Origin of the sequence: Actinomadura miaoliensis (assembly GCF_039536785.1) — a bacterium.
GTDB lineage: Bacteria > Actinomycetota > Actinomycetes > Streptosporangiales > Streptosporangiaceae > Spirillospora > Spirillospora miaoliensis.
Genome location: NZ_BAAAZG010000064.1, coordinates 1 through 26,312, shown reverse-complemented (window position 1 = coordinate 26,312; position 26,312 = coordinate 1). Strand labels below are relative to the sequence as shown.

At 73.4% G+C, this 26,312-nt stretch carries 25 protein-coding genes and 1 pseudogene; 9 read left to right on the top strand and 17 right to left on the bottom strand.

The annotated features are described in order from the left end of the window. The 4 genes from hisB to ABD811_RS39275 all read right to left on the bottom strand — a co-directional run bounded on the left by hisB (window position 1) and on the right by ABD811_RS39275 (window position 3,893). Entirely contained in the window at window positions 1-666 is a 666-nt protein-coding gene (hisB, locus tag ABD811_RS39290; RefSeq protein ID WP_344958006.1) for an imidazoleglycerol-phosphate dehydratase HisB, read from the bottom strand. After that, window positions 594-1,682, bottom strand: coding sequence for a histidinol-phosphate transaminase (locus ABD811_RS39285; protein ID WP_344958004.1), 1,089 nt, complete (start codon window positions 1,680-1,682; stop codon window positions 594-596). The genes hisB and ABD811_RS39285 overlap by 73 nt, the downstream gene beginning before the upstream one ends. Beyond that, window positions 1,679-2,995: a histidinol dehydrogenase gene (gene hisD, locus ABD811_RS39280; RefSeq protein WP_344958002.1), complete on the bottom strand. Its 1,317-nt coding sequence runs from the start codon at window positions 2,993-2,995 to the stop codon at window positions 1,679-1,681. Before hisD ends, ABD811_RS39285 begins: the two co-directional genes overlap by 4 nt. A gap of 100 nt (window positions 2,996-3,095) precedes the next feature. After that, complete coding sequence (locus tag ABD811_RS39275; protein ID WP_344958000.1) at window positions 3,096-3,893, bottom strand: PhzF family phenazine biosynthesis protein; 798 nt, start codon at window positions 3,891-3,893, stop codon at window positions 3,096-3,098. 290 nt (window positions 3,894-4,183) lie between these two features. On the opposite strand from ABD811_RS39275, the gene ABD811_RS39270 reads away from it, so the two are divergent. After that, entirely contained in the window at window positions 4,184-4,846 is a 663-nt protein-coding gene (locus tag ABD811_RS39270; RefSeq protein ID WP_344957998.1) for an LON peptidase substrate-binding domain-containing protein, read from the top strand. A gap of 67 nt (window positions 4,847-4,913) precedes the next feature. Further along, window positions 4,914-5,429: a Cys-tRNA(Pro) deacylase gene (ybaK, locus tag ABD811_RS39265; RefSeq protein WP_344957996.1), complete on the top strand. Its 516-nt coding sequence runs from the start codon at window positions 4,914-4,916 to the stop codon at window positions 5,427-5,429. On the opposite strand, the gene ABD811_RS39260 is transcribed toward ybaK, so the two are convergent. Beyond that, on the bottom strand, window positions 5,310-5,861 hold the full coding sequence (locus tag ABD811_RS39260; RefSeq protein ID WP_344957994.1) for a hypothetical protein: 552 nt from the start codon (window positions 5,859-5,861) through the stop codon (window positions 5,310-5,312). The two genes, ybaK and ABD811_RS39260, sit on opposite strands and share 120 nt — an antisense overlap. 208 nt (window positions 5,862-6,069) lie before the next feature. Between ABD811_RS39260 and ABD811_RS39255 the strand changes: the two genes are divergently transcribed. Beyond that, a complete protein-coding gene (locus tag ABD811_RS39255; protein ID WP_344957992.1) occupies window positions 6,070-6,789 on the top strand; it encodes a DUF6882 domain-containing protein in 720 nt (239 codons plus the stop codon). Window positions 6,790-6,963: 174 nt separating this feature from the next. Here ABD811_RS39255 and dnaE read toward each other — a convergent pair whose 3' ends face one another. Beyond that, on the bottom strand, window positions 6,964-10,494 hold the full coding sequence (gene dnaE, locus ABD811_RS39250; RefSeq protein WP_344957990.1) for a DNA polymerase III subunit alpha: 3,531 nt from the start codon (window positions 10,492-10,494) through the stop codon (window positions 6,964-6,966). Window positions 10,495-10,751: 257 nt separating this feature from the next. Further along, entirely contained in the window at window positions 10,752-11,576 is an 825-nt protein-coding gene (locus ABD811_RS39245; protein WP_344957988.1) for an AraC family transcriptional regulator, read from the bottom strand. An 18-nt stretch (window positions 11,577-11,594) separates the two neighbouring features. Between ABD811_RS39245 and ABD811_RS39240 the strand changes: the two genes are divergently transcribed. From ABD811_RS39240 to ABD811_RS39225, 4 genes are all read left to right on the top strand, one after another. Further along, a complete protein-coding gene (locus ABD811_RS39240; RefSeq protein WP_344957987.1) occupies window positions 11,595-12,017 on the top strand; it encodes a GNAT family N-acetyltransferase in 423 nt (140 codons plus the stop codon). A gap of 267 nt (window positions 12,018-12,284) precedes the next feature. Further along, window positions 12,285-12,713: a chorismate mutase gene (locus ABD811_RS39235; protein ID WP_344957986.1), complete on the top strand. Its 429-nt coding sequence runs from the start codon at window positions 12,285-12,287 to the stop codon at window positions 12,711-12,713. Between the two features lie 66 nt (window positions 12,714-12,779). Then, the gene (locus tag ABD811_RS39230) at window positions 12,780-13,451 is read left to right on the top strand and encodes an AzlC family ABC transporter permease (RefSeq protein WP_344958038.1); all 672 of its coding nucleotides are present in this window, start codon (window positions 12,780-12,782) and stop codon (window positions 13,449-13,451) included. Further along, a complete protein-coding gene (locus ABD811_RS39225) occupies window positions 13,448-13,753 on the top strand; it encodes an AzlD domain-containing protein (protein ID WP_344957984.1) in 306 nt (101 codons plus the stop codon). Before ABD811_RS39230 ends, ABD811_RS39225 begins: the two co-directional genes overlap by 4 nt. A 4-nt stretch (window positions 13,754-13,757) precedes the next feature. Here ABD811_RS39225 and ABD811_RS39220 read toward each other — a convergent pair whose 3' ends face one another. From ABD811_RS39220 to ABD811_RS39210, 3 genes are all read right to left on the bottom strand, one after another. Next, window positions 13,758-14,687, bottom strand: coding sequence for an RluA family pseudouridine synthase (locus ABD811_RS39220; RefSeq protein WP_344957982.1), 930 nt, complete (start codon window positions 14,685-14,687; stop codon window positions 13,758-13,760). Further along, window positions 14,687-15,490 (bottom strand): signal peptidase II, encoded by an 804-nt coding sequence (locus tag ABD811_RS39215; protein ID WP_344957980.1) that lies wholly within the window; start codon window positions 15,488-15,490, stop codon window positions 14,687-14,689. The genes ABD811_RS39220 and ABD811_RS39215 overlap by 1 nt, the downstream gene beginning before the upstream one ends. Before the next feature lie 65 nt (window positions 15,491-15,555). After that, window positions 15,556-15,936, bottom strand: a complete 381-nt coding sequence (locus tag ABD811_RS39210) for a TraR/DksA family transcriptional regulator (RefSeq protein WP_344958036.1) — start codon at window positions 15,934-15,936, stop codon at window positions 15,556-15,558. Window positions 15,937-16,893: 957 nt separating this feature from the next. Between ABD811_RS39210 and ileS the strand changes: the two genes are divergently transcribed. Continuing rightward, on the top strand, window positions 16,894-20,082 hold the full coding sequence (gene ileS / locus ABD811_RS39205; protein WP_344957978.1) for an isoleucine--tRNA ligase: 3,189 nt from the start codon (window positions 16,894-16,896) through the stop codon (window positions 20,080-20,082). 204 nt (window positions 20,083-20,286) lie between these two features. Then, window positions 20,287-21,048 (top strand): DUF1707 SHOCT-like domain-containing protein, encoded by a 762-nt coding sequence (locus tag ABD811_RS39200; protein ID WP_344957976.1) that lies wholly within the window; start codon window positions 20,287-20,289, stop codon window positions 21,046-21,048. 32 nt (window positions 21,049-21,080) lie between these two features. Here ABD811_RS39200 and ABD811_RS39195 read toward each other — a convergent pair whose 3' ends face one another. From ABD811_RS39195 to ABD811_RS39165, 7 genes and pseudogenes are all read right to left on the bottom strand, one after another. Beyond that, complete coding sequence (locus tag ABD811_RS39195; protein WP_344957974.1) at window positions 21,081-22,307, bottom strand: hypothetical protein; 1,227 nt, start codon at window positions 22,305-22,307, stop codon at window positions 21,081-21,083. A gap of 168 nt (window positions 22,308-22,475) precedes the next feature. Then, the gene (locus ABD811_RS39190; protein WP_344957972.1) at window positions 22,476-23,393 is read right to left on the bottom strand and encodes a DivIVA domain-containing protein; all 918 of its coding nucleotides are present in this window, start codon (window positions 23,391-23,393) and stop codon (window positions 22,476-22,478) included. 48 nt (window positions 23,394-23,441) lie between these two features. After that, a complete protein-coding gene (locus tag ABD811_RS39185; protein ID WP_344957969.1) occupies window positions 23,442-23,726 on the bottom strand; it encodes a YggT family protein in 285 nt (94 codons plus the stop codon). A gap of 28 nt (window positions 23,727-23,754) precedes the next feature. Then, a complete protein-coding gene (locus ABD811_RS39180; RefSeq protein ID WP_344957967.1) occupies window positions 23,755-24,306 on the bottom strand; it encodes a cell division protein SepF in 552 nt (183 codons plus the stop codon). Window positions 24,307-24,409: 103 nt separating this feature from the next. After that, window positions 24,410-25,165: a YggS family pyridoxal phosphate-dependent enzyme gene (locus ABD811_RS39175; RefSeq protein ID WP_344957965.1), complete on the bottom strand. Its 756-nt coding sequence runs from the start codon at window positions 25,163-25,165 to the stop codon at window positions 24,410-24,412. After that, window positions 25,158-25,913, bottom strand: coding sequence for a peptidoglycan editing factor PgeF (gene pgeF, locus ABD811_RS39170; RefSeq protein ID WP_344957963.1), 756 nt, complete (start codon window positions 25,911-25,913; stop codon window positions 25,158-25,160). Before pgeF ends, ABD811_RS39175 begins: the two co-directional genes overlap by 8 nt. A gap of 8 nt (window positions 25,914-25,921) precedes the next feature. After that, a pseudogene (locus ABD811_RS39165) lies at window positions 25,922-26,312 on the bottom strand (cell division protein FtsZ); the annotation flags it as partial.

Below are 26,312 nucleotides of genomic sequence, written 5' to 3'. Positions count from 1 at the left end.
CTACAGAGCCCCCTTGGTGGACGGGATGCCGTGCACCTTCGGGTCGAACGCGACCGCGTCGCGCAGCGCCCGCGCCAGGGCCTTGAACTGGGCCTCGACGATGTGGTGCGCGTTGCGGCCGTACGGCACGTGCACGTGCAGGCAGATCTGGGCGTTGGCGACGAACGACTCCAGGACGTGCCGGGTCATCGTGGTGTCGTACTCCGGCCCGATCATCGGCGCCATGCCGTCCGGTTCGGAGTGCACCAGGTACGGGCGGCCCGCGATGTCCACGGTGACCTGGGCGAGCGCCTCGTCCAGCGGAACGGAGGCGTTGGCGAAACGGCGGATGCCCGCCTTGTCGCCGAGCGCCTGCCGGAACGCCTGGCCGAGCGCGATCGCGGTGTCCTCGATCGTGTGGTGGCTGTCGATGTGCAGGTCGCCGCTGGTCTTGACGGTCAGGTCGAACGACCCGTGCTTGCCGAGCTGGGCCAGCATGTGGTCGAAGAACCCGACGCCGGTGGCCACGTCGACGCGGCCCGTGCCGTCCAGGTCGATCTCGACCAGGACCTCGGTCTCCTTGGTCCCGCGTTCGACACGTCCAGTACGGGCAGTCACAGAATCTCCTTGAGTGCGGTGCGGAAGGCGGCCATCTCCTCGGGGGTGCCCACGCTGACCCGCAGCCATTCGGGCGGGCCCACCTCGCGGATCAGCACGCCCCGGTCGAGCAGGCCCTGCCAGACCCGCCGCCGGTCGGGGAAGGTGCCGAACAGCACGAAGTTGGCGTCGGAGTCGGCCACCGTGAGGCCCTCGCGGCGCAGCCAGGCCACCAGGTCGTCGCGCTCGCGGCGCAGCAGCTCCACGGTGGCCAGCAGCTCGTCGCCGTGCGCGACGGCGGCGCGCGCCACCGCCTGCGTCACCGCCGACAGGTGGTACGGCAGCCGCACCAGCAGCAGGGCGTCGATCACGGCGGGATCGGCGGCCAGGTAGCCCAGGCGGGTGCCGGCCATCGCGAACGCCTTGGACATGGTCCGGGTGACGATCAGCCGCGGGTTGCCGGGCAGCAGCGTCAGCGCCGAGGGGGTGCCCTCGCGGCGGAACTCGGCGTACGCCTCGTCCACCACCACCATGCCCGGCGCGGCCGCCAGCACCGCCTCGATCACCTGGGGCGGCAGGGCGGTGCCGGTCGGGTTGTTGGGCGAGGTCAGGAACACCACGTCCGGCCGGTGCTCCTCGATCGCCGCGACGGCGCCGTCCGGATCGATGCCGAAGTCGGCGTCGCGGTGCGCGTTCACCCAGGTGGTGGCGGTGACGCGGGTGATGATCGGGTGCATCGAGTACGACGGCTCGAAGCCCAGCGCGGTGCGGCCCGGCCCGCCGAACGCCTGCAGGATCTGCTGGATGATCTCGTTGGAGCCGTTGGCGGCCCACACGTGCCGCACGGTCAGCCCGGCGCCGGGGGTGTCGGCGTTGAGGAACGCCGCCAGGTCCTCGCGCAGCGCCGTCGCGTCGCGGTCGGGGTAGCGGTTCAGGCCCGCGGCGACCCCGGCGGCGGCCTCGCCGATCGCCTTCACCAGCCGCTCGGACGGCGGATAGGGGTTCTCGTTGGTGTTGAGCGCGACGGGCACGTCCAGCTGCGGCGCGCCGTAGGGCTCCTGGCCGCGCAGGTCGTCGCGGATCGGCAGGTCGGACAGCGACGTCACCGGCCCTCCCCCGGGATCTGCCAGCCGAAGCGGGCCTTGAGCGCGGCGCCGTGCGCGGGCAGGTCCTCGGCCTCGGCCAGCGCGACGACGCGGGCGGTGGCCTCGGCCAGGGCGTCGCGGTCGTACTCGACGACGTGGACGCCGCGCAGGAACGACTGCACCGACAGCCCCGAGGAGTGGCAGGCGCAACCGCCGGTGGGCAGCACGTGGTTGGACCCGGCCAGGTAGTCGCCCAGCGACACCGGCGCGTGCGTCCCGATGAAGATCGCGCCGGCGTTGCGGACGCGCGCGGCGACCTGCCGGGCGTCCGCGGTGTGGATCTCCAGGTGCTCGGCGGCGTAGGCGTCGACCACCCGCAGACCGGCGTCGACGTCGTCGACCAGGACGATGCCGGACTGCCGCCCGGCCAGCGCCTCGGTGATCCGCTCTACGTGGCGGGTGCGAGCGACCTGCGCCTTGAGCTCCCGCTCCACCGCGTCGGCCAGCTCGGGCGCGGTGGTGACCAGCACGGCGGCGGCGAGCGTGTCGTGCTCGGCCTGGCTGATCAGGTCGGCGGCCACGTGCATCGGGTCGGCGGTGCCGTCGGCGAGGATCGCGATCTCGGTCGGGCCCGCCTCGGAGTCGATGCCGATCACGCCCTTGAGCAGCCGCTTGGCCGCCGCGACGTACACGTTTCCGGGCCCGGTGACCAGGTCGGCGCGGGGGCACTCGGCGGTGCCGTAGGCGAACATCGCGATCGCCTGGGCGCCGCCGACCGCGTAGACCTCGTCCACGCCCAGCAGCGCGCACGCCGCCAGGATCGCCGGGTGCGGGCGACCGCCGAACTCGCGCTGCGCGGGCGAGGTCACCGCCAGCGACTCGACCCCGGCCTCCTGGGCGGGGACCACGTTCATGACCACGCTGGACGGGTAGACGGCCCGCCCGCCCGGCACGTACAGCCCGACGCGCCCCACCGGCACCCACCGCTCGGTGACGGTGCCGCCGGGCACGACCTGCGTGGTGACGTCGGTGCGGCGCTGGTCGCGGTGCACCAGGCGGGCACGGCGGATCGACTCCTCCAGCGCGTCCCGCACGGCCGGGTCGAGCGCCTCCAGCGCCTCGCCGATCGCCTCGACCGGGACGCGGGCGGACTCCAGGTCGACCCCGTCGAAGGCCTTGGTGTACTCCCGTACCGCCGCCGAGCCCCTATGCCGCACGTCCTCGCAGATCGGCCGCACCTTCTCCAGGGCGGCCTCGACGTCGAGATCGGCGCGGGGCAGCACGTCGCGCAGGTCGCCGGGTAGCGAGCCGCGCAGGTCGATACGGGAAATCACCCGTCCAGTCTACGGAGTGCCGCAGGCCCCTCGCGCAACGTCTCACGCAACGAGACGTCCAGGTCAGCGGCTTGCCGAGGGGCCGGACGGGTGGCCGACATCACGCCCGGAGCGTGCCGTCGAGGACGGTGACGGCGCGCCCGCCCAACATCACCCGGTCGCCGCGGACGACGGTCCGGACGTCGCCGCCGCGCTCGGACGCCTGGTGGCCGAGCAGGGCGTCGCGGCCGAGCTCGGCGCTCCAGTACGGGGCGAGCGCGCAGTGGGCCGAGCCGGTCACCGGGTCCTCGTCGACGCCGACCGCCGGGCCGAACACGCGGGACACGAAGTCGTGCGGGGCGTCCGGGTCGGCGGGGGCCGTGACGATGACGGCCCGCGCGTCGAGGCGGGCGAGCGCGGCGATGTCGGGGGCGAGCTTGCGGACGGTGGCCTCGTCCGCCACCCGCACCAGCAGGTCGGGCTGGTCGTTGCGGCCCACCCAGGAGAACGGCGTGCCGAGCGCCTCGGCGAGCCCTTCGGGCGCGTCCACCGGTTCCGGCGGCGCGGCGGGGAAGTCCATGCCGAGCGCGCCGTCGTCGGCGCGCGTGACGGTGAGCACACCGCTGTGCAGGGTGCGGAACCGGATGGGCCGGTCGCCGGGGACCGTGCCCGTCTCGTACAGGGCGTGCCCGCTCGCCAGGGTGGCGTGGCCGCACAGCGCCACCTCCACCTGCGGCGTGAACCACCGCAGCTCGAACTCCTCGCCGACGGGGCGGACGAACGCCGTCTCCGAGTGCCTCATCTCCGCCGCCACCCGCTGCATCCAGGCGGGGTCGGCCGCCTCGTCCAGCAGGCAGACCCCGGCGGGGTTCCCGGCGAACGGGCGATCGGTGAACGCGTCGACAACCAGCATCCTCATACCGCCGACGCTAACCACCGCGTGCGGGACGGCGGCAGAGCCAATCGCGACCAGTGGCCCGCCCGGTCGCCGCGCGGCGGGGCGGCAGGCGGTGGGGCGGCGATCCGGCCGGCCGCGGAACCGGCGGCCGGGCCCGGTGCCGGGCGTCGCGGCGCCGGGCTTCAGACTGTGACAATCCCGGCCTTCTTGATCATCGGCGCCGGACGTACCCTGACGCCGTGGGCGCCGCACGGCGTCGGGGGCGCGAACCACGACAGCCCCGAGGGGGCCGCAGGCGACCGGGAGGAGCGGTGACCGAACGGCTTCCACTGTTCCCGCTGGGCACGGTGCTGTTCCCCGGCCTGGTGCTGCCGCTGCACCTGTTCGAGGAGCGCTACCGCCTGCTCGTCCGCGACCTGCTGGAGCGCCCCGAGCCGCGGCGGTTCGGCGTGGTCGGCATCGAGCTCGGCCACGAGGTGGGCGCCGAGTCGGCGCGCCGCCTGGCGGGCGTCGGCTGCGTCGCCGAGGTGCACAGCGTGACCCCGCACCCCGACGGGCGCTACGACATCGTCACCGTGGGCGGCCGCCGCTTCCGGCTCAAGCGGGTCGACCGGTCGCTGCCCTACCTGCGCGGCGACGTGGAGTTCCTGCCCGAGGAGGCGGGCGCGGACGCCGAACCGCTGGCGCACCGGGTGCGGCTGCTGTACCAGCTGTACCGGCACCGGCTGGCCGCCGCGGGCGCCGAGATCTCCGAGCCGGTGGACCTGCCCGAGGACCCGGTGCGGCTGTCGTACCTGATCGCCGCCGCCGTCGTGCTGGACGGCCCCGACAAGCAGCGGCTGCTGGAGGCCGAGGACGCGGCGCGGCGGCTGCGCGCCGAACGCGAACTGCTGGTCCGCGAGACGCGGCTGCTGGACATGCTGCCGACCGTGCCCGCCGGGCAGTTCCTGGACGGCGCGTTCAACCCGAACTGAGCCCCGGGCCGGGCCCGCGAGCCGAAACCGGCGTGCGCTCGTGCGGCGCGGTCGGCACACTGGCCGCATGAGCTCAGCCAAGTCCCCGTCCAGGAAGAAGGCCAAGGCCGGCGGCACGCCCGCGACCGTGGCGGCCGCACAGGCCGAGATCGACTTCACCCTGCACGCCTACGAGGTCGACCCCGAGGCCGACAACTACGGGCAGGCCGCGGCCGACGCCCTGGGCGTGCCGCACGAACGGCTGTTCAAGACCCTGGTGGCCGAGGTGGACGGGAGGCTGACCGTGGCCGTGGTGCCGGTGTCGGCCACGCTCGACCTCAAGGCGCTCGCCGCCGCGGCCGGCGGCAAGAAGGCCCGCATGGCCGACCCCGCCGACGCCGAACGCGCCACCGGGTACGTCGTGGGCGGCATCAGCCCGCTGGGCCAGCGGCGCCGGCTGCCGACCGTGGTGGACGACTCGGCGTCAGGGTTCGCGACCGTCTACGTCTCGGCCGGCCGGCGCGGCCTGCAGATCGAGCTGTCCCCGGACGATCTGCTCCGGCTCACCGGCGCCGAGGTCGCCCCGGTCGCGCGCGCCGGGTAGCCGGCGGACGACCAGCTCGGCCACGCCGTAGGCGGCCACGGCCAGCAGTGGCCAGAACACCAGCACGCCGGTGGCGCGCAGGTCGGCCACGCCGGTGACGGTGCGCCCGTCCTGGGCGGCGCGCACCGCGCGCTCGTACTCGGCCAGGCCCACCTGGTGGCCGACCCGCCAGGCCAGCAGCGAGGCGGCCAGCCCGCCCGCGGTCAGGCCGAGCAGCAGCGGGACGTCGTTGCCGCGTCCCCCGGCCAGGTAGGCCAGCAAGCCGCAGACCAGCCCGGCCACGACCGCGACGAGCGCGAACGTCCCGTCAACGGCGATGGGGCCCTGCCCCTCGGGGTCGAGCGGCAGCGCCTGGCCGCGGATGACGACGAAGCTCACGTCGGGGGCGAGCCAGGCCCACAGCAGCCCGGCGGGCACTCCGAGGACCGCCATGAGGAGGGTGATGACCGCACAGGTCCGCAAGGCACTCCCCGTCGGTCGCCGCACCTCGTACGCTCCCTGGTATGGCCGTGCGTCCCCTTGCGAGACGTGATGTCTCCTGACAGCGAAAGCCTAGCCTGCCCAGGTCAGCCGATCGACTGCCGTGTGGTGTCCGATTCCCGCCCCAGAGCGGCCGTTTCCTTGGGATAATGTGCCCGACATGTCCGGATTCAGCCCCGCGTTCCAGCGCCTCGGCGCCGCCCTTGCCGCGGTCGTCCTCCAGCAGCAGGAGACCCTCGCCGAGTTCCTCCCCCGTGAGGACTGGAGCGCCGACCTGACCGCCCGCACCTACACCAGCGGCGGCGTCACGGTCCGGGTCTCGCTGCTCGGCAGCTACGCCGCCCGCGAGCGCACCTGGCTGTGGGGCTGGGCCAACCCCCAGTTCGGCGACGACCACCCGTCCGTCGAGCCGACCCTGGTCATCCGCGGTCTCGGCGAGCGGCTCGGCATCCCCGAGTTCACCACGCCCGAGATCGACCTGTCCTGGTACACCGGCCCGGCCGGGCACGGCGGCGAGCTGATCGCCATGGCCGCCGGGGGCGTCCTCGGCGGAGGCGGCTACATCGGCGCGGGCTACGACGGCGGTTCGGCCTACCTGCACGTCGACGACCCGCAGGCGCCCCCCGCCACGTGGGACCCGGTGCCGGTGCCGCGGCTGCTGATGAACGCCGTCAGCCTGTTCCCGCACCACCCGCAGCTCACCCTCGCGCGGCTGCTCAGCCACCACCGCGTCCCCTTCCGCGAGACGGCCGGCACGACCGAGGCCCGCCTCCCCGGCGGCGGCGTGGCCCGCGCCCGCTTCGACGACCTGGGCCGCTTCATGGACTGGCACGCCGAACACCCGGCCCCCGCCCCGCCCAAGACCCCGGTCACCCCGTAACCCCGCCCCCGGGCGGCACATGCGAAAGAGGCCCCTGAGCGCAAGCCGAAGACTTGCGGACAGGGGCCTCCGCCATGCGGGGGTTCCAGGGGGTCGCCCCCCTGGGGGACAAGCGAAGAGGCCCCCGGAAGCAAGCCGGAGGCTTGCGAACAGGGGCCTCCCCCTCGAAGCGGGTCAGCCCAGGCAGGAGGGGCCGAGGAGCTGCTTGAGGTCGCCCATCAGGGCCGGGGACGGGGCGACGCGCAGCCGGTCGTCCAGGCGGACGACCGTGGTGCGCGGGCCGTTCTGCACGTGCAGGTGGACCTCGGACGTGCCCGGGTGGTCGGTGAGGACCTCCTTCAGGCGCGCCACCACCGGCGGCGTGCAGCGGGCGATCGGCATGGTGACGGCCAGCGGACCCGTGCCCTCGGTGATGGTCAGGTCCGGCTGGGTCACCTCCATCGCGATGATCTTGGCGACGTCCTCGCGCTTGTCGACACGGCCCTTGACCACCAGGATGGCGTCCTCGGCCAGCAGCGTGGAGCACAGCTGGTAGGTGGACGGGAAGCACATCACCTCGATGGACCCGCCCAGGTCCTCCAGCTGGAACATGGCCCACGAGTTGCCCTGCTTGGTGACCTTGCGCTGCAGACCCGACAGCAGACCCGCCACGATCACCACCTGGCCGTCGGGCCGCTCGCCCTCGCTCAGCGCGGCGATCGTGCAGTCGGCCTCGCGTTCCAGGATGTGCTCGACGCCCAGCAGTGGATGGTCGGAGACGTACAGGCCGAGCATCTCGCGTTCGAACGACAGCAGCGTGGTCTTGTCCCACTCGTCGCCGTCGGGGATGGCCACGGCGAACGCGCCGCCGCCGGAGTCCTCCTCCAGGGCCCCGAACAGCGAGTCCTGGCCGATGGCCTCCTTGCGCTTGATGTCGATGACCGAGTCGATGGCCTGCTCGTGCACCATCAGCAGCGACCGGCGCCGGTGCTTGAGCTCGTCGAACGCGCCCGCCTTGATCAGCGACTCGACGACCCGCTTGTTGCACACGTGCGGCGGGACCTTGTTGAGGAAGTCGTTGAAGTCGGTGTACGCGCCCTTCTCCCTGCGCGCCGCGATGATGCCCTCGACGACGTTGGTGCCGACGTTGCGGACCGCCGACAGGCCGAAGCGGATCTCCTTGTCGCCCATCGGGGTGAAGTCGGCGTCGGACGTGTTGACGTCGGGGGGCAGGACGGTCAGGCCCATGCGGCGGCACTCGTTCAGGTACAGGGCGCTCTTGTCCTTGTCGTCGCCGACGGAGGTCAGCAGCGCCGCCATGTACTCGGCCGGGTAGTTGGCCTTCAGGTACGCCGTCCAGTACGACACCAGGCCGTAGGCGGCGCTGTGCGCCTTGTTGAACGCGTAGTCGGAGAACGGGACCAGGATGTCCCACAGCGTCTTGATCGCCTCGTCGGAGTAGCCGCGCTCGCGCATGCCCTCGGAGAACGGCTTGAACTCCTTGTCGAGGACCTCCTTCTTCTTCTTGCCCATCGCCCGGCGCAGCAGGTCCGCCTGTCCCAGCGTGTACCCGGCGACCTTCTGGGCGATGGACATGACCTGCTCCTGATAGACGATCAGGCCGTAGGTCGTGCCGAGGATGTCCTTGAGCGGTTCCTCCAGCTCGGGGTGGATCGGGGTGATCTCCTGCTGGCCGTTCTTGCGCAGCGCGTAGTTGGTGTGGGAGTTGGCGCCCATCGGACCCGGCCGGTACAGCGCGCCGACCGCGGAGATGTCCTCGAAGTTGTCGGGCTTCATCAGCCGCAGCAGCGCCCGCATCGGCCCGCCGTCGAACTGGAACACCCCGAGGGTGTCGCCGCGGCCGAGCAGCTCGTAGGTCTTGGGGTCGTCCAGCGGCAGTTCGAGCAGGTTGACGTCGATGCCCTTGTTGAGCTTGATGCCCTTGAGCGCGTCGTCGATGATCGTCAGGTTGCGCAGGCCCAGGAAGTCCATCTTCAGCAGGCCCAGCGTCTCGCAGGTCGGGTAGTCGAACTGCGTGATGATCGCGCCGTCGGAGTCGCGGCGCATGATCGGGACGTGGTCGGTGATCGTCTCGCCGCTCATGATGATCCCGGCGGCGTGCACGCCGGTCTGGCGGATCAGGCCCTCCAGACCCTGCGCCAGGTCCATGATCTGCTTGACGTCGGGCTCTTCCTCGTAGAGCTTGCGCAGCTCCCCCGCCTCGCTGTAGCGGGGGTGCTTGTCGTCGAAGATGCCCGAGAGCGGGATGTCCTTGCCCATGACGGCGGGCGGGAACGCCTTGGAGATGCGGTCGCCCAGCGCGTACGGGAAGCCCAGGACGCGCCCGGCGTCCTTGATGGCGGCCTTCGCCTTGATGGTGCCGAACGTGGCGATGAAGGCGACCTTGTCCTCGCCCCACTTCTCGGTGGTGTACCGGATGACCTCGGCGCGCCGATCTTCAGGGAAGTCGATGTCGATGTCGGGCATGGACGCGCGCTCGGGATTGAGGAACCGCTCGAAGATCAGCCCGTGCGGAAGGGGGTCCAGGTCGGTGATGCCCATCGCGTAGGCCACCAGCGAACCCGCGGCGCTGCCTCGGCCCGGCCCCACCAGGATGCCGTTGTTCTTTGCCCACATGATGAAGTCGGCGACGACCAGGAAGTACGACGGGTACCCCTTGGCGAGGATGACGCCCATCTCGTACTCGGCCTGCTCGCGGTACTGGTCGGGGATGCCGTCGGGGAAACGCCGCTCCAGGCCCTTCCAGACCTCCTTGCGGAACCAGGTCTCCTCGGTCTCGCCCTCGGGCACCGGGAAGCGCGGCATCAGGTCGTGGTGCTCGAACATCCCCGCCGTGTCGACCTTCTCGGCGATGAGCAGGGTGTTGCGGCAGCCCTCGGCCCAAATGTCGGAGCCGTCCAGGGCGCGCATCTCGTCCGGCGACTTGATGTAGTAGCCGCTGCCGTCGAACCGGAACCGATCCGGGTCGGCCAGCTGCTTGCCGACCTGGACGCACAGCAGGGCGTCGTGCGCGGTCGCCTCGCTCTCATGGGTGTAGTGCGAGTCGTTGGTGACCACCGGCGGGATGTTCAGCTTCCTGCCGATCTCGACCAGGCCGTCGCGGACGCGGCGCTCGATCTCCAGCCCGTGGTCCATCAGCTCCAGGAAGTAGTTCTCCTTGCCGAAGATGTCCTGGAAGGTGGCGGCCGCCTTGAGCGCCTCGTCGAACTGCCCCAGCCGCAACCGCGTCTGGATCTTGCCGGACGGGCAGCCGGTGGTGGCCATCAGCCCGTCGGCGTGCTCGGCCAGCAACTCCTCGTCCATACGGGCGTACTTGAAGACGAAGCCCTCGGTGTAGGAGCGGCTGGACAGCTTGAACAGGTTGTGCAGCCCGGTCCGGTTACGCGCCCAGATGGTTTTGTGGTTGATCAGGCCGCCGCCGGACACGTCGTCGCGCTTCTGGCTGGGCTCGCCCCACTGGACCTTCTTCTTGTGGAAGCGCGACTCGGGCGCCATGTACGCCTCGATGCCGATCACGGGAGTGACGCCGGCGTCCTTGGCGTGCCTCCAGAAGTCGTAGGCGCCGTGCATGTTGCCGTGGTCGGTCATGGCGATCGCGGGCATCTTCTGCCGCTGGACCTCGTCGAACAGCTGCTTGAGCCGCGCGGCCCCGTCCAGCATGGAGTACTCGGTATGAACATGTAGATGGACGAACGAGTCCGCCATGCCCGCTGCGCCTCCTGGTTGCACGCGACCGCGCACGCACCTGCCGGTGCGTGGCTGTGTTATCCGTTCCGGGGGAAGATCGCCGCCCGGGTGAGCGCCCGGGACGACGCGGCTCTGAGAGCCTAACCCGCCCCCGGGACACCTCGCGCCTCGACACTCCGGGATGCCCGCTCACCCCATGTTCGCCCTGCCACGTCCCTAACCTGCCCTTATGGCGCTGATCAGCCGGATGTCGCGCCCGCGCCCCGTGGGGACGGTCAGGACCGGGCGGCACCCCGGGCGTGCTGGTAGGCGCCGGGCGGAACGCCGACGACACGTTTGAAATGGCGGGTGAGGTGGGCCTGGTCGGCGAAACCCGTGCGGGCGGCCACCTCGGCCGGGCGCAGCCCCCTGTCGAGCAGCCCGCGTGCGCGCCGGACGCGCACCTGGTTGAGGTAGGCGTGGGGCGGCAGGCCCGTGGCGGCCCTGAACGCCCGGATGAGGCGGAACGGGCGCGTGCCCACGGTCTCGGCCAGTTCCTCCAGCGTGGGCGGGTCCACCAGGCGGTCGTGCAGGATGTCGCGGGCGGCGCGCACGGACGGGGACAGGGCCGTCCCGTACTCGGCGGGCATGTCGCGGGCGTGGTGGCGCAGCAGGGCCCCCAGGGCCGTGCGCAACAGCGACGAGGCCGCCAGGGCGTCGCCGCCCTCACCGGCGCGGTGGGCGGCGCGGACCAGGGCGGCGGCGGGCGTCCGCTCGATGACGGTCTCGGGGAAGTAGGGCGTGCCCGCCCGCGCGCCCAGTTCGGCGGCGACGTCGGCGACGACGTCCACCGCCGGGTACAGGACCCGGTAGGCCCACCCCTCGGGCGCGCCCGCGTACCCGGTGTGCACCACGTCGGGGTTGACCACGATGAGGGCGCCCTCGGGGGCGCGCTCGGTGCTGCCCGCGTGCTCGAACGCCTCCACTCCGGCCTCGATGAGGGCGACGACGTACCCGTCGTGGGTGTGACGGCCGAAGCGGTGGGTGACGTAACGGGCCCGCAGCAGGTCCACATCGGGCTGAGCGGGATGTCGCCAGTAATGAGCGACCTCCTGTGACACGACTGAAATCATAGGAGGATGCATATCTCGCTGGTCACCGGCCCACAGGAGCGGGCCGCCGCCGAGGAGATCCGGTTGCGGGTCTTCGTCGGCGAGCAGGGCGTGCCGCCGGAACTGGAACTGGACGAGCACGACGCGGACGCCGACCACTTCCTGGCCCGCCTGGAGGGCCGTCCCGTGGGCACGGCGCGGATGCTGCGCCGCGACGGCTGCGGCGTGCTGGGGCGGCTGGCGGTGCTGCCGGAGACGCGGGGCACCGGCCTGGGCGCCGCCCTGGTGCGGGCGGTCGAGCAGCGCGCGCGGGAGGCGGGGCTGCGGTCGGTGGAGCTGCACGCGCAGACGGCGGTGCGCGCGTTCTACGAGCGGCTCGGGTACGAGGCGTACGGCGAGGAGGACATCGAGGCGGGCATCCCGCACATCTGGATGCGCAAACCCCTCTAAGTCGTCTCAACATGCGAGATGTTCGTTCCGTGCATTGGCGTGTCGGGAGGGGCGGAGCCTACGATGACAAGCGTGAACCGTCGCTATCCCGTGTTTATGCAGCCGGCTCCGGGCGAGCCGGTCGGCGCGGGCTGACCCGGCGACGACCCCGGAGCCGGCGAAGGCAGAGCCCCAGAGGGCTCTGCCTTTTCGCGTTCAGAGCGCGGCCCGGGTACGGACGGCATCACCTTCCCTGACGCGGGCCGCCACCGCAGAAGGGAACCGGACATGCCAGACCAGACGCTCCAGACCGAGACGCTCCAGACCGAGACGTTCCAGACCGACGCGCTCCGCAACGAGGCGCTCGAGAACGAGGCGCTTCAGCACGAGGAACTGCGCGTCACGATCCCGCGCCCCGACAGGCTCTCCACGGTGGAGGAGGCGCGCGCGGCCATCGACGGGATCGACGCGGCGCTGGCCGCGCTGCTCGAACGGCGCGCCGCCGTGGCGGGCGTCGTGCAGCGCCTGAAACCGGTCGGGGGCTTCGCGGGCCGCTGCCCGGACCGGGAGCGGGAGATCGTCGCGGCGATGGCCGAGCGCGCCCCGACGCTGGGGCCCGAGCGCCTGGCCCGCATCATGAACGTCGTCATCGAGGCGGGTCTCGAGGTCTCCGAACGCGACCGCAAGAACGTTCAAGACGGTTCCCGGGCCCGCTGACTAGCGTCCATGCCCATGACGGTGACGGAATCGGATGTCGGGACCGCTCAGCGGCGTTCCGCGGCCATGCGGGACGGGCTGGGCGTGGGCCTGGGAGTGGGGGTGTCCGGGCTGGCCTTCGGGGCGGCCGCGGTCACGGCGGGACTGTCGGTGGCGCAGGCGTGCGTGCTGAGCCTGGTGGCCTTCACCGGCGCGTCGCAGTTCGCCCTGGTGGGCGTGATCGGCGGCGGGGGCGCGCTGGCGACCGGGGCGCTGGGCGCGGTGCTGCTGGGCGGCCGTAACGCGCTGTACGGGCTGCGCCTGGCGGACCTGCTGCGGGTGCGGGGCTGGCGCCGCCTGGCGACCGCCCATGTCGTCATCGACGAGACCACGGCCGTGGCGACCGCCCAGCCGGACCGCGCCTCGGCCCGTACCGGCTTCTACGTGACCGCGGTCAGCCTCTACGTGGCCTGGAACCTGACGACGCTTCTGGGGGCGCTCGGCGCCGCCCGGGTGGGCGACCCCACGGCCTTCGGCCTGGACACGCTGGGGCCCGCGGCGTTCCTGGCGCTGCTGTGGCCCCGGCTGACCGCGGGCGGCACGGAACGCTGGGTGGCGGCGGCCGCCGCCGTCATCGCCGTCGGGGCGACGCCGTTGCTGCCGTCCGGCGTGCCCGTGATGCTGGCCGCCGCCGCGGCCCTGCCCGCGCTGCTGCGGCCCAGGCGCGGCGCCCGCCCGGACGCGCAGGAGCGGCCGTGAACGTGTGGATCGCCGTGATCGCCACCGGTGTCGGCTGCTACGCGCTCAAGCTGGGCGGGCTGGTCACGCCCCAGCGGGTGCTGGAGGACCCCCGGGTGCGCCGGTTCGCCGACCTCATCCCGGTCGCGCTGCTGACCGCGCTGATCGCCGTGCAGGCCCTGGCCCAGAACGGGCCCCTGGAACTGGACGCGCCGCGCCTGGCCGGGCTGGGCGCCGCCGTGGCCGCGCTGCTGCTGCGCGCCCCGTTCCTGGTGGTGCTGGTCGTGGCCGCCGGCGTGACCGCCGCCCTGCGCCTGTTCTAGGCGGTCAGGACTCGGCGTCGACGATCTCCAGGGCGCGCGCGAGGTCGTCCGGGTACGGGCTCTCGAACTCCACCCAGTCCCCCTGGGTGGGGTGCTCGAACCCCAGGCGCACCGCGTGCAGCCACTGGCGGGTCATGCCGAGCCGGGCGGCGAGCGTCGGGTCGGCCCCGTAGGCCAGGTCGCCGACGCACGGGTGCCGGATCGCCGACATGTGCACGCGGATCTGGTGGGTGCGGCCGGTCTCCAGGTTGATGTCGAGCAGGGTGGCCGCGCGGAACGCCTCCACCGTGTCGTAGTGGGTGACCGACGGCTTGCCCCCGGCCACCACGGCGAAGCGGCCGTCGCCGGACGGGTGCCGGTCGATGGGCGCGTCCACCGTGCCGCGGAACGGGTCCGGGTGGCCCTGCACCAGGGCGTGGTAGCGCTTGTCGACGCGGCGCTCCTTAAAGGCCCGCTTCAGGCGCGAGTACGCGACCTCGCTCTTGGCCACGACCATCGCCCCGGTGGTGTTGGCGTCCAGCCGGTGGACGATGCCCTGCCGTTCGGCGGCGCCGCTGGTGGCCACGGTGTGCCCGGCGCCCAGCAGCCCGCCGAGGACGGTCGGGCCGGTCCACCCCGTGGTGGGGTGGGCGGCGACCCCGACGGGCTTGTCGACGACGACGATGTCGGCGTCCTCGTACAGGATTCCCATCCCGGGCACGGGTTCGGCGACCGGGGCGGGGGCGGTGGGCGGGGGCGGCAGGGTCACCTCCAGCCAGGCCCCGGCGTGCAGCCGCTCGGACTTGGCGACCTCCCGGCCGTCCAGCAGCACGTCACCGGCGGCGATGATGTCGGCGGCCCGGCCGCGCGACAGCCCGAACAGCCGTGCCAGCGCGGCGTCCACGCGCTCGCCCTCCAGGCCGTCGGGGACGGGGAGACTGCGTACGTCGGCCATCAGGACTTCTCCTCCGGAGCCGCGGACCCGCGGGCGCCCGGCCCGGCGGCCGTCCCGCCCTCCTCGGCCGGCCCGTGCCCGGCCGACGCGGCGGGCTCGTCGCCGCCGCGGCCGTCAGAGCCGCCGTCGGCGGCGCTCGCCGCCCTCTCGGACGCGGGAGCCGCGTCGGCGGGGACGGGGCCCGCAGACGCCTCCTCACGCGCTCCGGCGGCCCCTTCTCGCGCGGCCGGGTCACCGGCGGCGTCGCCCTCGCCCGTCCCGGCGCCGGACGCGCCAGAACCGGACGCGTCGGAGCCGGACGTGTCGGGCTCATCGGGTTCGTCGGGCTCCTCGTCGCCCAGGCGGGTGCCGTCGAGCTGAAGGCCGCGCGCGGCCAGCACGACCGCGAGCACGCCGCCGCACACGATCGCCGAGTCGGCGAGGTTGAAGACCGGCCAGTACGGCAGCTCGATCCAGTCGACCACGTGCCCCTTCAGCGGCGCGGGCGCGCGCAGCATCCGGTCGGCCAGGTTGCCCACCGCGCCGCCCAGCAGCAGGCCCAGGCACACCGCCCACGGCAGGCTGCGCAGGTTGCGGGCGGTGCGCAGGATCGCCACGACCACCCCGCAGGCGATCAGCGTGAAGACGATCGTGTAGCCGGTGCCGATGGAGAACGCGGCCCCGCTGTTGCGCGTCTCGCGCAGCGTCAGCAGCCCGCCCAGCAGCCGGATCGGTTCACGGTCGGACAGGGTGGCCACCACGACGACCTTCGTGACCACGTCCAGGGCCAGCGCGGTCAGCGCGACCGCGACCAGGGTGCCCACACGGCGCGGCCGAGGCGATCCGGACGATCCCTCGGCCCCGCTCGTCGACGACTTCTTCGTGTCGCTCAGCGACGTTCCTCGCGTTGTTTGCATCTCACACATAGGGTCGCACGCGGGAACGCCTGGAGGCGCGCCTTGCCGATCGGCCTGCCGCACGACTCGCAGATCCCGTACGTGCCCGCGTCCATCCGCTGGACGGCCCGCTCGTTCTGGGCGAGCAGGTCACGCGCATTGTAGGTCAGCGCCAGCTCGTGCTCGCGCGCGTACGTCTTGGCCCCCGCGTCGGCCTGGTCGTCACCCGCCGAGGCGGTGGAGTCGCCGTCGGCGATGTGCGTGGTGGTGGCCGCGATCTCCGCCTCCAGCGCGCTGCTCTCCTCGCGCAGCCGCGAGCGGACCTCGGCCAGCTCCTCCTCGGTCCAGCGTTCCTCGTCCTCACGGACCGGCAGCTCGGCCGCCTTGGCCGCGGCGCCCCCCGCGCCCTCGCCCGGCGCCGTCCTGGCCGGGGCCTTGGCGGTGTTCTTGGACGACGTGGCCGCCCCGTCCTTGGCCGCGGCCCTCGACGCGGCCCTGGTCGTCGTGCCCGTCGTCCCGGCCGGGCTCGCCGGGCCCGTGGCGCCCGCCGCCCCTTCGGACGGGGCGTCCGCCCGCCGGGTGACGGCGTCGGCCGTCCGGTCCTTGGGGCCCTTGGTGCCCGCGGGTTTCCTGCCAGGGGCGCGCGCGTCCGTCCCGGAGGACGGGGCCGCACCGGAGGCGTTCCCCGAGGCCGCGCGTCCACCCCGGGCGCGCCCACCGGGAGGCTTGTCCCCCTTCGCCGCGCCGGCCATTTCGGCCCCCCTCGCGCTGATGTCCTCCACACGCAGTGCGGGCAGCATAGGTCCCCTTTCGCGGGACGGCAAACGACGTGCGCCGACGCCCCAGAGACGCCGGCGAAGATTACTGACCGCATATGCCCCGTCACGACCGCACGGGAACCTCCCGCCGGCCAGATCGCAAGAGTGACCTACGCCACATTCTCGTGGTCGTGGGTGGGGCCGGTGGCGCGGAGGGAAGAGATTCGGGCCAGGGTGCGTTACGGTCACAGCAAGCGGCCTCATCGGCACGGCCTTGATGGGGACACCTGCCGCCGAAGGCAGCCATGAGCGACCCGGGGACGGTGCGAGCCCGGGGGCGGGCCCGGCGGCCAGATCACCCCGGAGCCGCCGGAAGAACCGCCCGCCCGCGCCCCGGCGGGACGCACGCGTCCCACGGCGACCGGACGGGCCCAGTAGACCCGGCAGTCGAGAGGTGAACGAAGCGGGTCGCGCCCAGGGCGCGGCCAAGGAGGGTGGTACCGCGGGGGCCCCATGGCGCCTCGTCCCTCCGGTCCACGTGCCGTCACATGTGAGCATCCGGAGGTCCGCCCCGTGAGTCGTCGGTTCCGCCCGCTGCCCGCGCAGGTCGACCTGCCCGCCCTGGAGCGGGAGATGCTGCGCCGCTGGCAGGAGAACAAGGTCTTCGAACGGTCCCTGGAGCGCACCGCGTCCGGGCCGCGCTGGACGTTCTACGAGGGCCCGCCCACCGCCAACGGCATGCCGGGCGTGCACCACGTGGAGGCCCGCGTCTTCAAGGACGTCTTCCCCAGGTTCAAGACGATGAAGGGCTTCCACGTCCCCCGCAAGGCCGGGTGGGACTGCCACGGCCTGCCCGTCGAGGTGGCGGTGGAGAGGGAGCTCGGCCTGTCCGGCAAGAAGGACATCGAGGCCTACGGCGTCGCGGAGTTCAACCGTCGGTGCCGCGAGTCCGTGCTGCGCCATGTGGACGCCTTCGAGGAGATGTCCGACCGGCTGGGCTTCTGGGTGGACACCGCCCAGGCGTACCGCACCATGGACCCCGAGTACGTGGAGTCCGTGTGGTGGTCCCTGAAGGTGGTGTTCGACAAGGGGCTGCTGTTCCGCGACTTCCGCATCACGCCCTACTGCCCCCGCTGCGGCACCGGCCTGTCCGACCACGAGCTCGGCCAGCCCGGCGGGTACGAGACCGTCACCAGCCCGTCGGTGTACGTGCGCATGCCCGTCACGTCCGGCCCCCTGGCCGACATGGGCGCGTCCCTGCTCATCTGGACCACCACCCCGTGGACGCTGGTGTCCAACACTGCGGTCGCCGTGCATCCGGACGTCGTCTATGTCGCGGCCCGTCCCGCCGGTTCCAACGAGGTGCTCGTCGTCGCCGAGCCGCTCCTGGAGCAGGTGCTGGGCGAGGGGGCGGACCGGGTCGCCACCTTCCGGGGCACCGATCTGGAACGCACCTCCTACCGGCGCCCGTTCGACCTGGTCGACATCCCCGACGCCCACTACGTGGTGCTGGGCGACTACGTCACCGTGGAGGACGGCACCGGTCTCGTCCACCAGGCCCCAGCGTTCGGCGCGGACGACATGACCGTCTGCCGCGCCTACGGCATGCCCGTCGTCAACCCGATCGGCCCGGACGGACGCTTCCTGCGCGAGGTCCCCCTGGTGGGCGGCAGGTTCTTCAAGAACGCCGACGAACCCCTCACCGCCGACCTGCGGGAGCGCGGTCTGCTCTACCGGAACGGGGAGCTGGAGCACAGCTATCCGCACTGCTGGCGCTGCCACACGCCGCTGCTCTACTACGCGCTGCCCGCCTGGTACATCCGCACGACGCAGATCAAGCAGCGGCTGCTGGAGGAGAACGAGAAGACCAGCTGGTTCCCCGAGACCGTCAAGTACGGCCGCTACGGCGAATGGCTGCGCAACAACGTCGACTGGGCGCTGTCCCGCAGCCGCTACTGGGGCACGCCCCTTCCGCTGTGGGTGTGCGAAGCCGACGACGACCACATCACGTGCGTGGGCTCCCTGGCCGAACTCGGGGAACTGGCCGGCCGCGACCTGTCCGCCCTGGACCCGCACCGCCCCTATGTGGACGACGTCACCTTCCCCTGCCCGCAGTGCGGTGCGCAGGCACGCCGCGTGCCCGACGTCATCGACGCCTGGTACGACTCCGGCTCCATGCCGTTCGCGCAGTGGGGCGCCCCCCACCGCAACAAGGAGGTCTTCGAGTCCTCCTACCCCGCCCAGTACATCTGCGAGGCGCAGGACCAGACGCGCGGCTGGTTCTACTCCCTGATGGCCGTCGGCACCCTGGTGTTCGACCGCTCGTCCTACGAGAACGTGCTGTGCCTGGGGCTCATCCTGGCCGAGGACGGCCGCAAGATGAGCAAGCACCTGGGCAACATGCTGGAGCCCATCCCGCTGATGGAACAGCACGGCGCCGACGCGCTGCGCTGGTTCATGCTCGCCAGCGGCATGCCGTGGGCGTCGCGCCGGGTCGGCCACAACGCGCTGGAGGAGATCGTCCGCAAGGTGCTCCTCACCTACTGGAACACCGCGTCGTTCCTGGTGCTGTACGCCGACGCCGCCGCGTCCCAGGGTGGACGCCCGTGGACGCCGGAGCGGATGGACGAGGCCCCCGCCCCCGCCGACCGGCCCCTGCTGGACCGCTGGGCCCTGGCCGAACTGCACCGCACCGTCGGTGAGGTGGACGCGGCCCTGGAGCGGTTCGACTCGGCCGCGGCGGGACGCCGTCTCGCCGAGTTCGTCGACGACCTGTCCAACTGGTACGTGCGGCGCTCCCGGCGGCGCTTCTGGGAGGGCCCGGACACCCCCGCCGGGGCCGCCGCGTTCGCCACCCTGTACGAGTGCCTGGAGACCCTGACCCGGCTCATGGCGCCGATGGTGCCGTTCGTCACCGACTACGTCTGGGACGTCATCCGTCCCGCCGACGGCCCCGAGTCGGTGCACCTGGCCGACTGGCCCACCGTCCGCGAGGACCTGCTCGACCCCGGGCTGACCGCGCGGATGGGGCTCGTCCGGCGGCTGGTGGAGCTGGGACGGTCCGCGCGGGCCGCCAGCGGCGTGCGCACCCGCCAGCCCCTCGGCCGCGCCCTGGTCGGCGCGCCCGGCTGGCCGGACCTGCCCGAGGAGCTGCGCGCCCAGATCGCCGAGGAGCTGAACGTCGCGGCGCTGCAGGACCTGTCGTCGATCGGCGGCGACCTCGTCCACTACCAGGTCAAGCCCAACTTCCGTGAGCTGGGCCGCCGGTTCGCCAAGGACACCCCCAAGGTCGCCGGGGCGGTCGCGGCCGCCGACCCCGCCGCGCTCGTCGCCGCGCTGCGCGCCGACGGCACGGCCACCGTCGAGGCTCCCGGGATCGGCGCCGTGGCCCTGTCCCCCGCCGAGGTCATCGTCACCGAACGGCCGCGCACCGGCTGGGCCGTGGAGAGCGCCGCCGGCGAGACCGTCGCGCTCGACCTGACCGTCACGCCCGAGCTGCGGCGCGCCGGTCAGGTCCGGGAGGTCGTCCGGCTCCTGCAGGACGCCCGCAAGGCCGCGGGCCTGGACGTCACCGACCGGGTCGCCCTGTGGTGGCGGGCCTCCGGCGACGACCTCGCCGAGGCCCTGCGCGAGCACGGCCCGGAGATCGCCGCCGAGGTGCTGGCCGTCGAGTTCCACGAGGGCCGCCCGGACGGGGACCTGCCCGCCCGCCGCGACGACGAGCTGGGCCTGACGTTCTGGCTGCGCCGCTCCACCGCCTGACGGGCCGGTCGACCGCCTGACGGGCCGGTCGTGAGGAAAGGGTTCATCGCGACACATCGCGTTTGCGATGATGGCGATGTGAACCTGCCCGAACCTCCCTCTTCCTCCGATCCGGCCCCGTCCGGGCCCGTTCCCTCAAAGCCCGTTCCCTCCGAGCCCGTTCCGTCCGAGCCCGTTCGCTCCGAGCCCACGCCCGCGGGGGTCGTGTTCGCGGAGGCCGACGCCACGGCGGACCCGGCGCTCATGCGGGCCTCGGACGCCGACCGCGACCGGATCGCCGACCTGCTGCGCGAGGCCCTCGCCGAGGGCCGCATCACCGCCGAGGAGCACGCCGAGCGGATCGACGCGGTGTACCGGGCCAAGACCTACGCCGAGCTGGTGCCCCTGGTGTCGGACATCCCGGGGGCCGCCGAGCGGGCCCCCGTCCCGCCGGGCGCGGCCCAGCCCCGCGTCAACCTGCGCAAGGAGATCGCCCCGGACCTGCCGCCGCCCGAGCGGCAGCCCTCGGCCGTCGTGGCGATCTTCTCCGGGGCGCAGCGGCGGGGCCGCTGGCTGGCCGAGCCCACCACCCACGTCAACTGCGTGTTCGGCGGGGCCGAGCTGGACTTCCGGCAGGCCGTGCTGGCGCAGGCGGAGGTGACCGTCAACGTGTCCTGCATCTTCGGCGGCGTGGAGATCACGGTGCCGCCGGGCGTGCGGGTGACCAACTCCACCGCGGCGATCTTCGGCGGGGTGGAGCTGCCGGACGACGATCCGCTGGAGCCGGACGCGCCCGTCATCCGGCTCACCGGGTTCGTGCTGTTCGGCGGCGTCAACGTCAAACGCCGGGAACTGGACGGCACCCGCGCCGACCGCAGGCGGCGGCGCCGGGAGCTGCGCGAACGGCAACGGGAGGTCCGCGACGAACGGCGCGCCCACCTGCGCGAGTCACGCGACAGGCGCCACCGCGGCCACCTGGGGCACTGACCCCGGGCGTCCCGGCGTCCGGAGCTCGGGCGTTACGAGGAGGCCTGGTCGCGGTCGGGCTGGCAGACCAGGCAGGGCGTGCAGCCCCGCGCCACGGCCTCCGCCCGGGACAGGGTCTCCAGGTCCTCGGCCTCGTCGCCGATGTCCTCGATCAGCGCGCAGTCGACGCGGTGGTAGCGCTTGGTGCCGCTGAGGATGCGCACCTGCGGGCCGTCGCCGTCGCCCGCCGCGGGCGCGTCCGCGTGCGCCTCGCCTCGCGCGGGCCCGTCCCCCTGGGGGGCCGTGGGCGAGATGGGCCGCGTCGTCGTCGTGTCGGCGGGGGAAGCGTCAGCCGTGCCGCCCTCGGCGGCCCGTGACGGAACGTCCTTGGCGGACCCGTCCTTCGCCGGCGTGGTCGGGGCGGCCTCCTGCCCGGAGGCGCCGTCGGACGGACGCGCAGCGGCGGAGGATGCGGAGGCCGTTCCCGGAACGGGCCACGCCGACGGCGGCGCGCCCGCCCCGGCCGCGGGCTTGCCGGCCGCGGGCTTGTCCGGGGCCGGCTTGACGGGGGCGGTCTCGGCGGACGCGGACGCCGTCGCGGACGACGCCGAGGAGCGGCCGGATCCGGCCACGCTCTCGGCCGGCGAGGCCGACGAAGAGGAGCGGCCCTGCGCACCGGACCGTGCGGGCACCGACACCGCGGCGCGCGCCGCCAGAGCGGTGTCGGGCATGCAGGCCGTGCAGGGGCTGAACCCCTCCTCCTTGGCCTCGATGTAGGTCAGCTCGTCCTTGTCGCGTCCCGCGAGCTGGCGGCAGGTGTCCAGGTGGTAGCGGCGACGGCCGCGCACCACGTACACCAGGGCGTCGTCGGGGACGTTCGCCGGCTGGACGGGAATGTCCAGGGGCTCGTCGGCGGGCGGGGCACCGGCGTCCTTGCCGGGGGCCGCCGTGCCGGCGGGGGCGGCGGTGGGCGCCGGGGCGGTCGAGGACCGGCCGGACGTGGCGCCCTTCTTCTTCTCCTTCTTGTCCTTACGGCCGGACCTGGCCTTGCGCGGCGGGGCCGCGGCGGGGGCGGGGACCGCGCCGAACAGCTCCTTGCGCCGCAGGAAGACCCCGATGGCCAGGCACAGGAACGACACCAGGCTGACGGCGATCGAGGTGTAGATCACCACCAGCGCGTCCACGCCGAGCACCTGTGCGCTGTCTCCGCTGCCCGCGACGATGCCCGCGACCAGCAGGGCGATCGCCACCACCACGAGGACGCCACTGAGGATGATCAAGGGTCTCTCCCCTTCCAGGGCCGGGCGCTCTCCGGAGCACGTCGCTCCGGACGGCCTTCACCGACGTACCGGAACGCCGCCGGAACGGCTTCGGCCCGCGCGGTCGCCGCGACGGACCGGCCGCGCGACGCGGCGGTCGGGAAGACACTATCGCCTGCGGGCCGGGGCTCAGCGCCTCTCGTGCGGCGGGTTGTCAGCCGCGTGGAAGGCGCCGGTCGCCGAGTGCTGGACCTGCTGGGCGTGCTGGGCCGGCTCGGCGGGCGGAGGGAAGGGGGTGGGTCCGGTGGGAGCGGAGCCGCCGGGGGCGCCGGTGCGGCCGTCGTGGGCGAGGGTGCTCTGCGGGCCGGTGGCGGTCGGGGCGGGCTGCGCGGGGGCGCCGGGCTGGAACGCGCCGGTCTCGGTGCTGCCGGCCTCCAGGTCGCGCAGCTGTCCCTCCAGGTAGACCTTCAGGCGGCTGCGGTACTCGCGTTCGAAGGCGCGCAGGTTGTCGACCTCGCGTTCGAGCTCCTCGCGCTGCTGCACCAGCGAGCCCATGACCTGGCGGTGCCGCTCCTGGGCGTCCCGGTCGAGGGCCTCGGCGCGGGAGCGGGCCTCGCTGACGATCTGGTCGGCCTGGCGGCGGGCCTTGCCGAGGATCTCCTCGGCCTCGCGGCGGGCCCGGCCGAGCGTCTCGTCGGCCTCCCGGCGGGCGTCGGCGATCGCCTGGTCGGCGGTCTGCTGCGCCAGCGCCAGCACGCGCGCCGCGGTGTCCATGTTGTCCTCGCCGGAGGGGGCGGGGGCCATGCCGAGGCCGCCGCCGAGCGGGGCGGGCTCCGGCTCGGGCTGGGGCTGCGGCTCGGGCCGGGGCGGCTCGGGGATCTGCGGCACGTCCGGCTTGGGCTCGACGATCGGCGCGGCCATGGCGGGGACCTTGCCGCGCAGGCACTCGGCCAGCTTCGCCCGCAGCTCCTCGTTCTCCTGGATGAGGCGGTCGAGCTCGGCCTCGACCTCGTCGAGGAAGGCGTCCACCTCCTCCTCGTCATAACCCGGCCTCAGCCTGGTGGTACTGAACTGCTTGTTCCGCACGTCGGCGGGTGTCAGTGGCATGTCGTCTCCTTGGCGCGCTTGGAGTCTGTCCGCTAGGACGGTATCCGATCAGAGCCTCTGCACGAAGATGATCATGACCCAGACCACAAGGATGAGGACCGTGAAGCTGAGGTCCAGGGCCACGTTACCCAGCCGTATCGGTGGGATGAAACGCCTCAGCAGTTTCAGTGGCGGATCGGTGATGGTGTAGGTGGTCTCGGCGATCACCAGCACCAGCCCCGTGGGACGCCATGACCGGGCGAACGACTGCAGCACCTCCAGGATCAGTCTCCCGATGAGGAACAGCAGGAAGATGTACAGCACCGCGCTGAGCACGGATCCAACGATGGTCACGAAGTATCAGTCTCTCGCATGTTCGCCGTCAGCTCTGGTTGAAGAACCCTCGTTCTGCCATCCGGGCCTTGTCCTCGGCCGTCACCTCGACGTTGGCGGGCGACAGCAGGAACACCTTGTTCGTAACACGCTCGATGCTCCCGTGCAGGCCGAATACCAGACCCGCCGCGAAGTCGACCAGGCGCTTGGCGTCGCTGTCGACCATCTCGGTCAGATTCATGATCACTGGTGTGCCCTCACGGAAGTGCTCCCCGATGGTCCTCGCCTCGTTGTAGGTCCTGGGATGCAGCGTAGTGATGCGCGCGAGGTCGGTGGAACCGCTCTCGTACAGTGCCACGGAGCGTCGGTCGCCCGGTGACGCGCTGTGATGATCGCGTTCCCGCTCCGCGGCGTCCTCGGCCCGTGTAAGCTGGCCGCCGGACTCCTCGTCGCGTCCGGTACGGCGGCCGGTGAGGGTGTCGGCGTCGTCGTCGTAGACCTCGTACTCGTCGTACTCGTCATACTTGCCGTACTTGTCGTCGTAGCGGTCGTCCTCCACAAGGCCGAGGTAGACCGCCATCTTGCGCATCGCGCTGGCCATACGCCCCTCCGTCGTCCTGTGGCCGCGGCACCGGCGCCTCGACGCCGCCTCGGACCGCCCGTCCGTATACCCCGCCGTTTCGGCAGGTACCCCTGGGGGGACATTACCTGACGATTGCCCGCCTGCCGCCGAGCAACGCCGTACCGACACGCACATGTGTCGCGCCGCACGCGACGGCCTGCTCCAGATCGCCGCTCATCCCTGCCGAGATCACGGCGGCCCCCGGATGCTCCCGCCGCAGGTCCGCGGCAATCCGGGCCAACCGGGCGAACGCGACGGAAGGGTCGCCGCCCAGCGGGGCGACCGCCATGACGCCGTCCAGCTCCAGTCCGTCCGCCGTGGCGATCGCGTCGGCCAGCGCGGGAACGTCGGCCGGGTCGGCGCCGCCGCGCGCCCCGGCGGCGGCCGGGCCGCGCCCGCCCTGCCCGGGCTCCGGCTCGTCCAGCGACACCTGGATCAGGCAGCGCAGCGTCCGTCCCGCGCGGGTCGCGGCGTCCGACAGCGCCCGCACCAGCCGCACCCGGTCGACCGACTGCACAACGTCGGCGTAGGCGGCCACCGAACGCGCCTTGTTGGTCTGCAACTGCCCGACGAAGTGCCAGCGCAGCGGCAGCCCCGCGCAGTCCTCCGCCTTGGGGCGGGCCTCCTGGTCGCGGTTCTCCGCGACGTCGGTCACGCCGAGCTCGGCCAGCAGCCGGACGTCGGAGGCGGGGAACGTCTTGGTGACCGCGACCAGCGTCACCTCGCCGGCGTCGCGTCCGGCCGCCGCGCAGGCGGCCGCGATGCGCTTGCGGACCTCGGCGAGGTTGGCGGCCAGCTCCTCCCGGCGCGCCTCGCCCCCGGCCACCGCGTCACCCATGACCGGCCTCCGCCGCGTCGTCGGTGAGCCAGACGAAACCGGCGAAGCGGCCGGTGCGCCCCTCGCGGCGGTACGAGAACAGCTCGGGCGTCTCGATCGTGCAGCGCGGGTCGACGTGAATGTCGGCGACGCCGTCGGCCTTGAGCTGCCCGACGATCCCGGCGCGGATGTCCAGGCCCGGCGTGCCCGCCCGCGTCGTCGCGTAGGCCTCGGGCACCCGTGCGGCGACCTCGTCGCGCATCGCGGCGGGCACCTCGTAGCAGCCGCCGCACGCCGCCGGGCCGATCGCCGCGGCGATCCGCGCCGGCTCGGCGCCGTGCTCGCGCATCCGCGCCACCAGCGCGGGGACGACGCCCAGGGCCGTTCCGGGACGGCCGGAGTGGGCGGCGCCCACCACGCGGGCGACCGGGTCGGCCAGCAGGACGGGTGCGCAGTCGGCGACCAGCACCGCCAGCGCGAGCCCGGGTTCGGTCGTCACGACCGCGTCCACGCCGGGCGCCGGGTCGCCGGTGAACGGGCGGGTGACGAACGCCACGTCGGCTCCGTGCACCTGGCGCATCCAGACGGTGCGCTCGGGGTCGACGCCCAGCGCCGCGGCGACGCGGCGGCGGTTGTCGCGGACGGCGGCGGGGTCGTCGCCGACGGCGCCGCCGAGGTTGAGGCCGTCGAACGGGGCGGCGCTGCGGCCGCCGGCGCGGCCGGTGAACGCGGCGCCCACGCCCGCGCCCAGGGGGACGGTCGTGATCACTGCACCGATCACTTCAGGAAGTCGGGCACGTCGAGATCGTCGTCCTCGTCGAACACCACGGGGCGGCGGCGCTGGCCGGCCGGGCCGGAGCCGGGCTCGCCCTCCCCGCCCGGCCCGCGGCCGGAGGACGAGTCGGGGGCGGGACGCGGCGCGGGCGGACGGATCGACGGCTCCTCGCCCCGTCCGGCGTCGCGGTCGGACGCCGGGGCGAGACCGGGGCCGCCGGTGTCGCCACCGTCCTGGGCCGACGGGCTGTGCGCACCCGGACCGCCGCCGTCGGCGCGTTCGCCGCCGGACGCGGAACGGCCGCCGGACCGTTCCCCCTCGTCGGAGGACGGGCCGCCGGCCTGCGGGCGCTCCTGCTCGGGCCGCGGTGGCGCCGGGGGCGGCGCGGCGGGC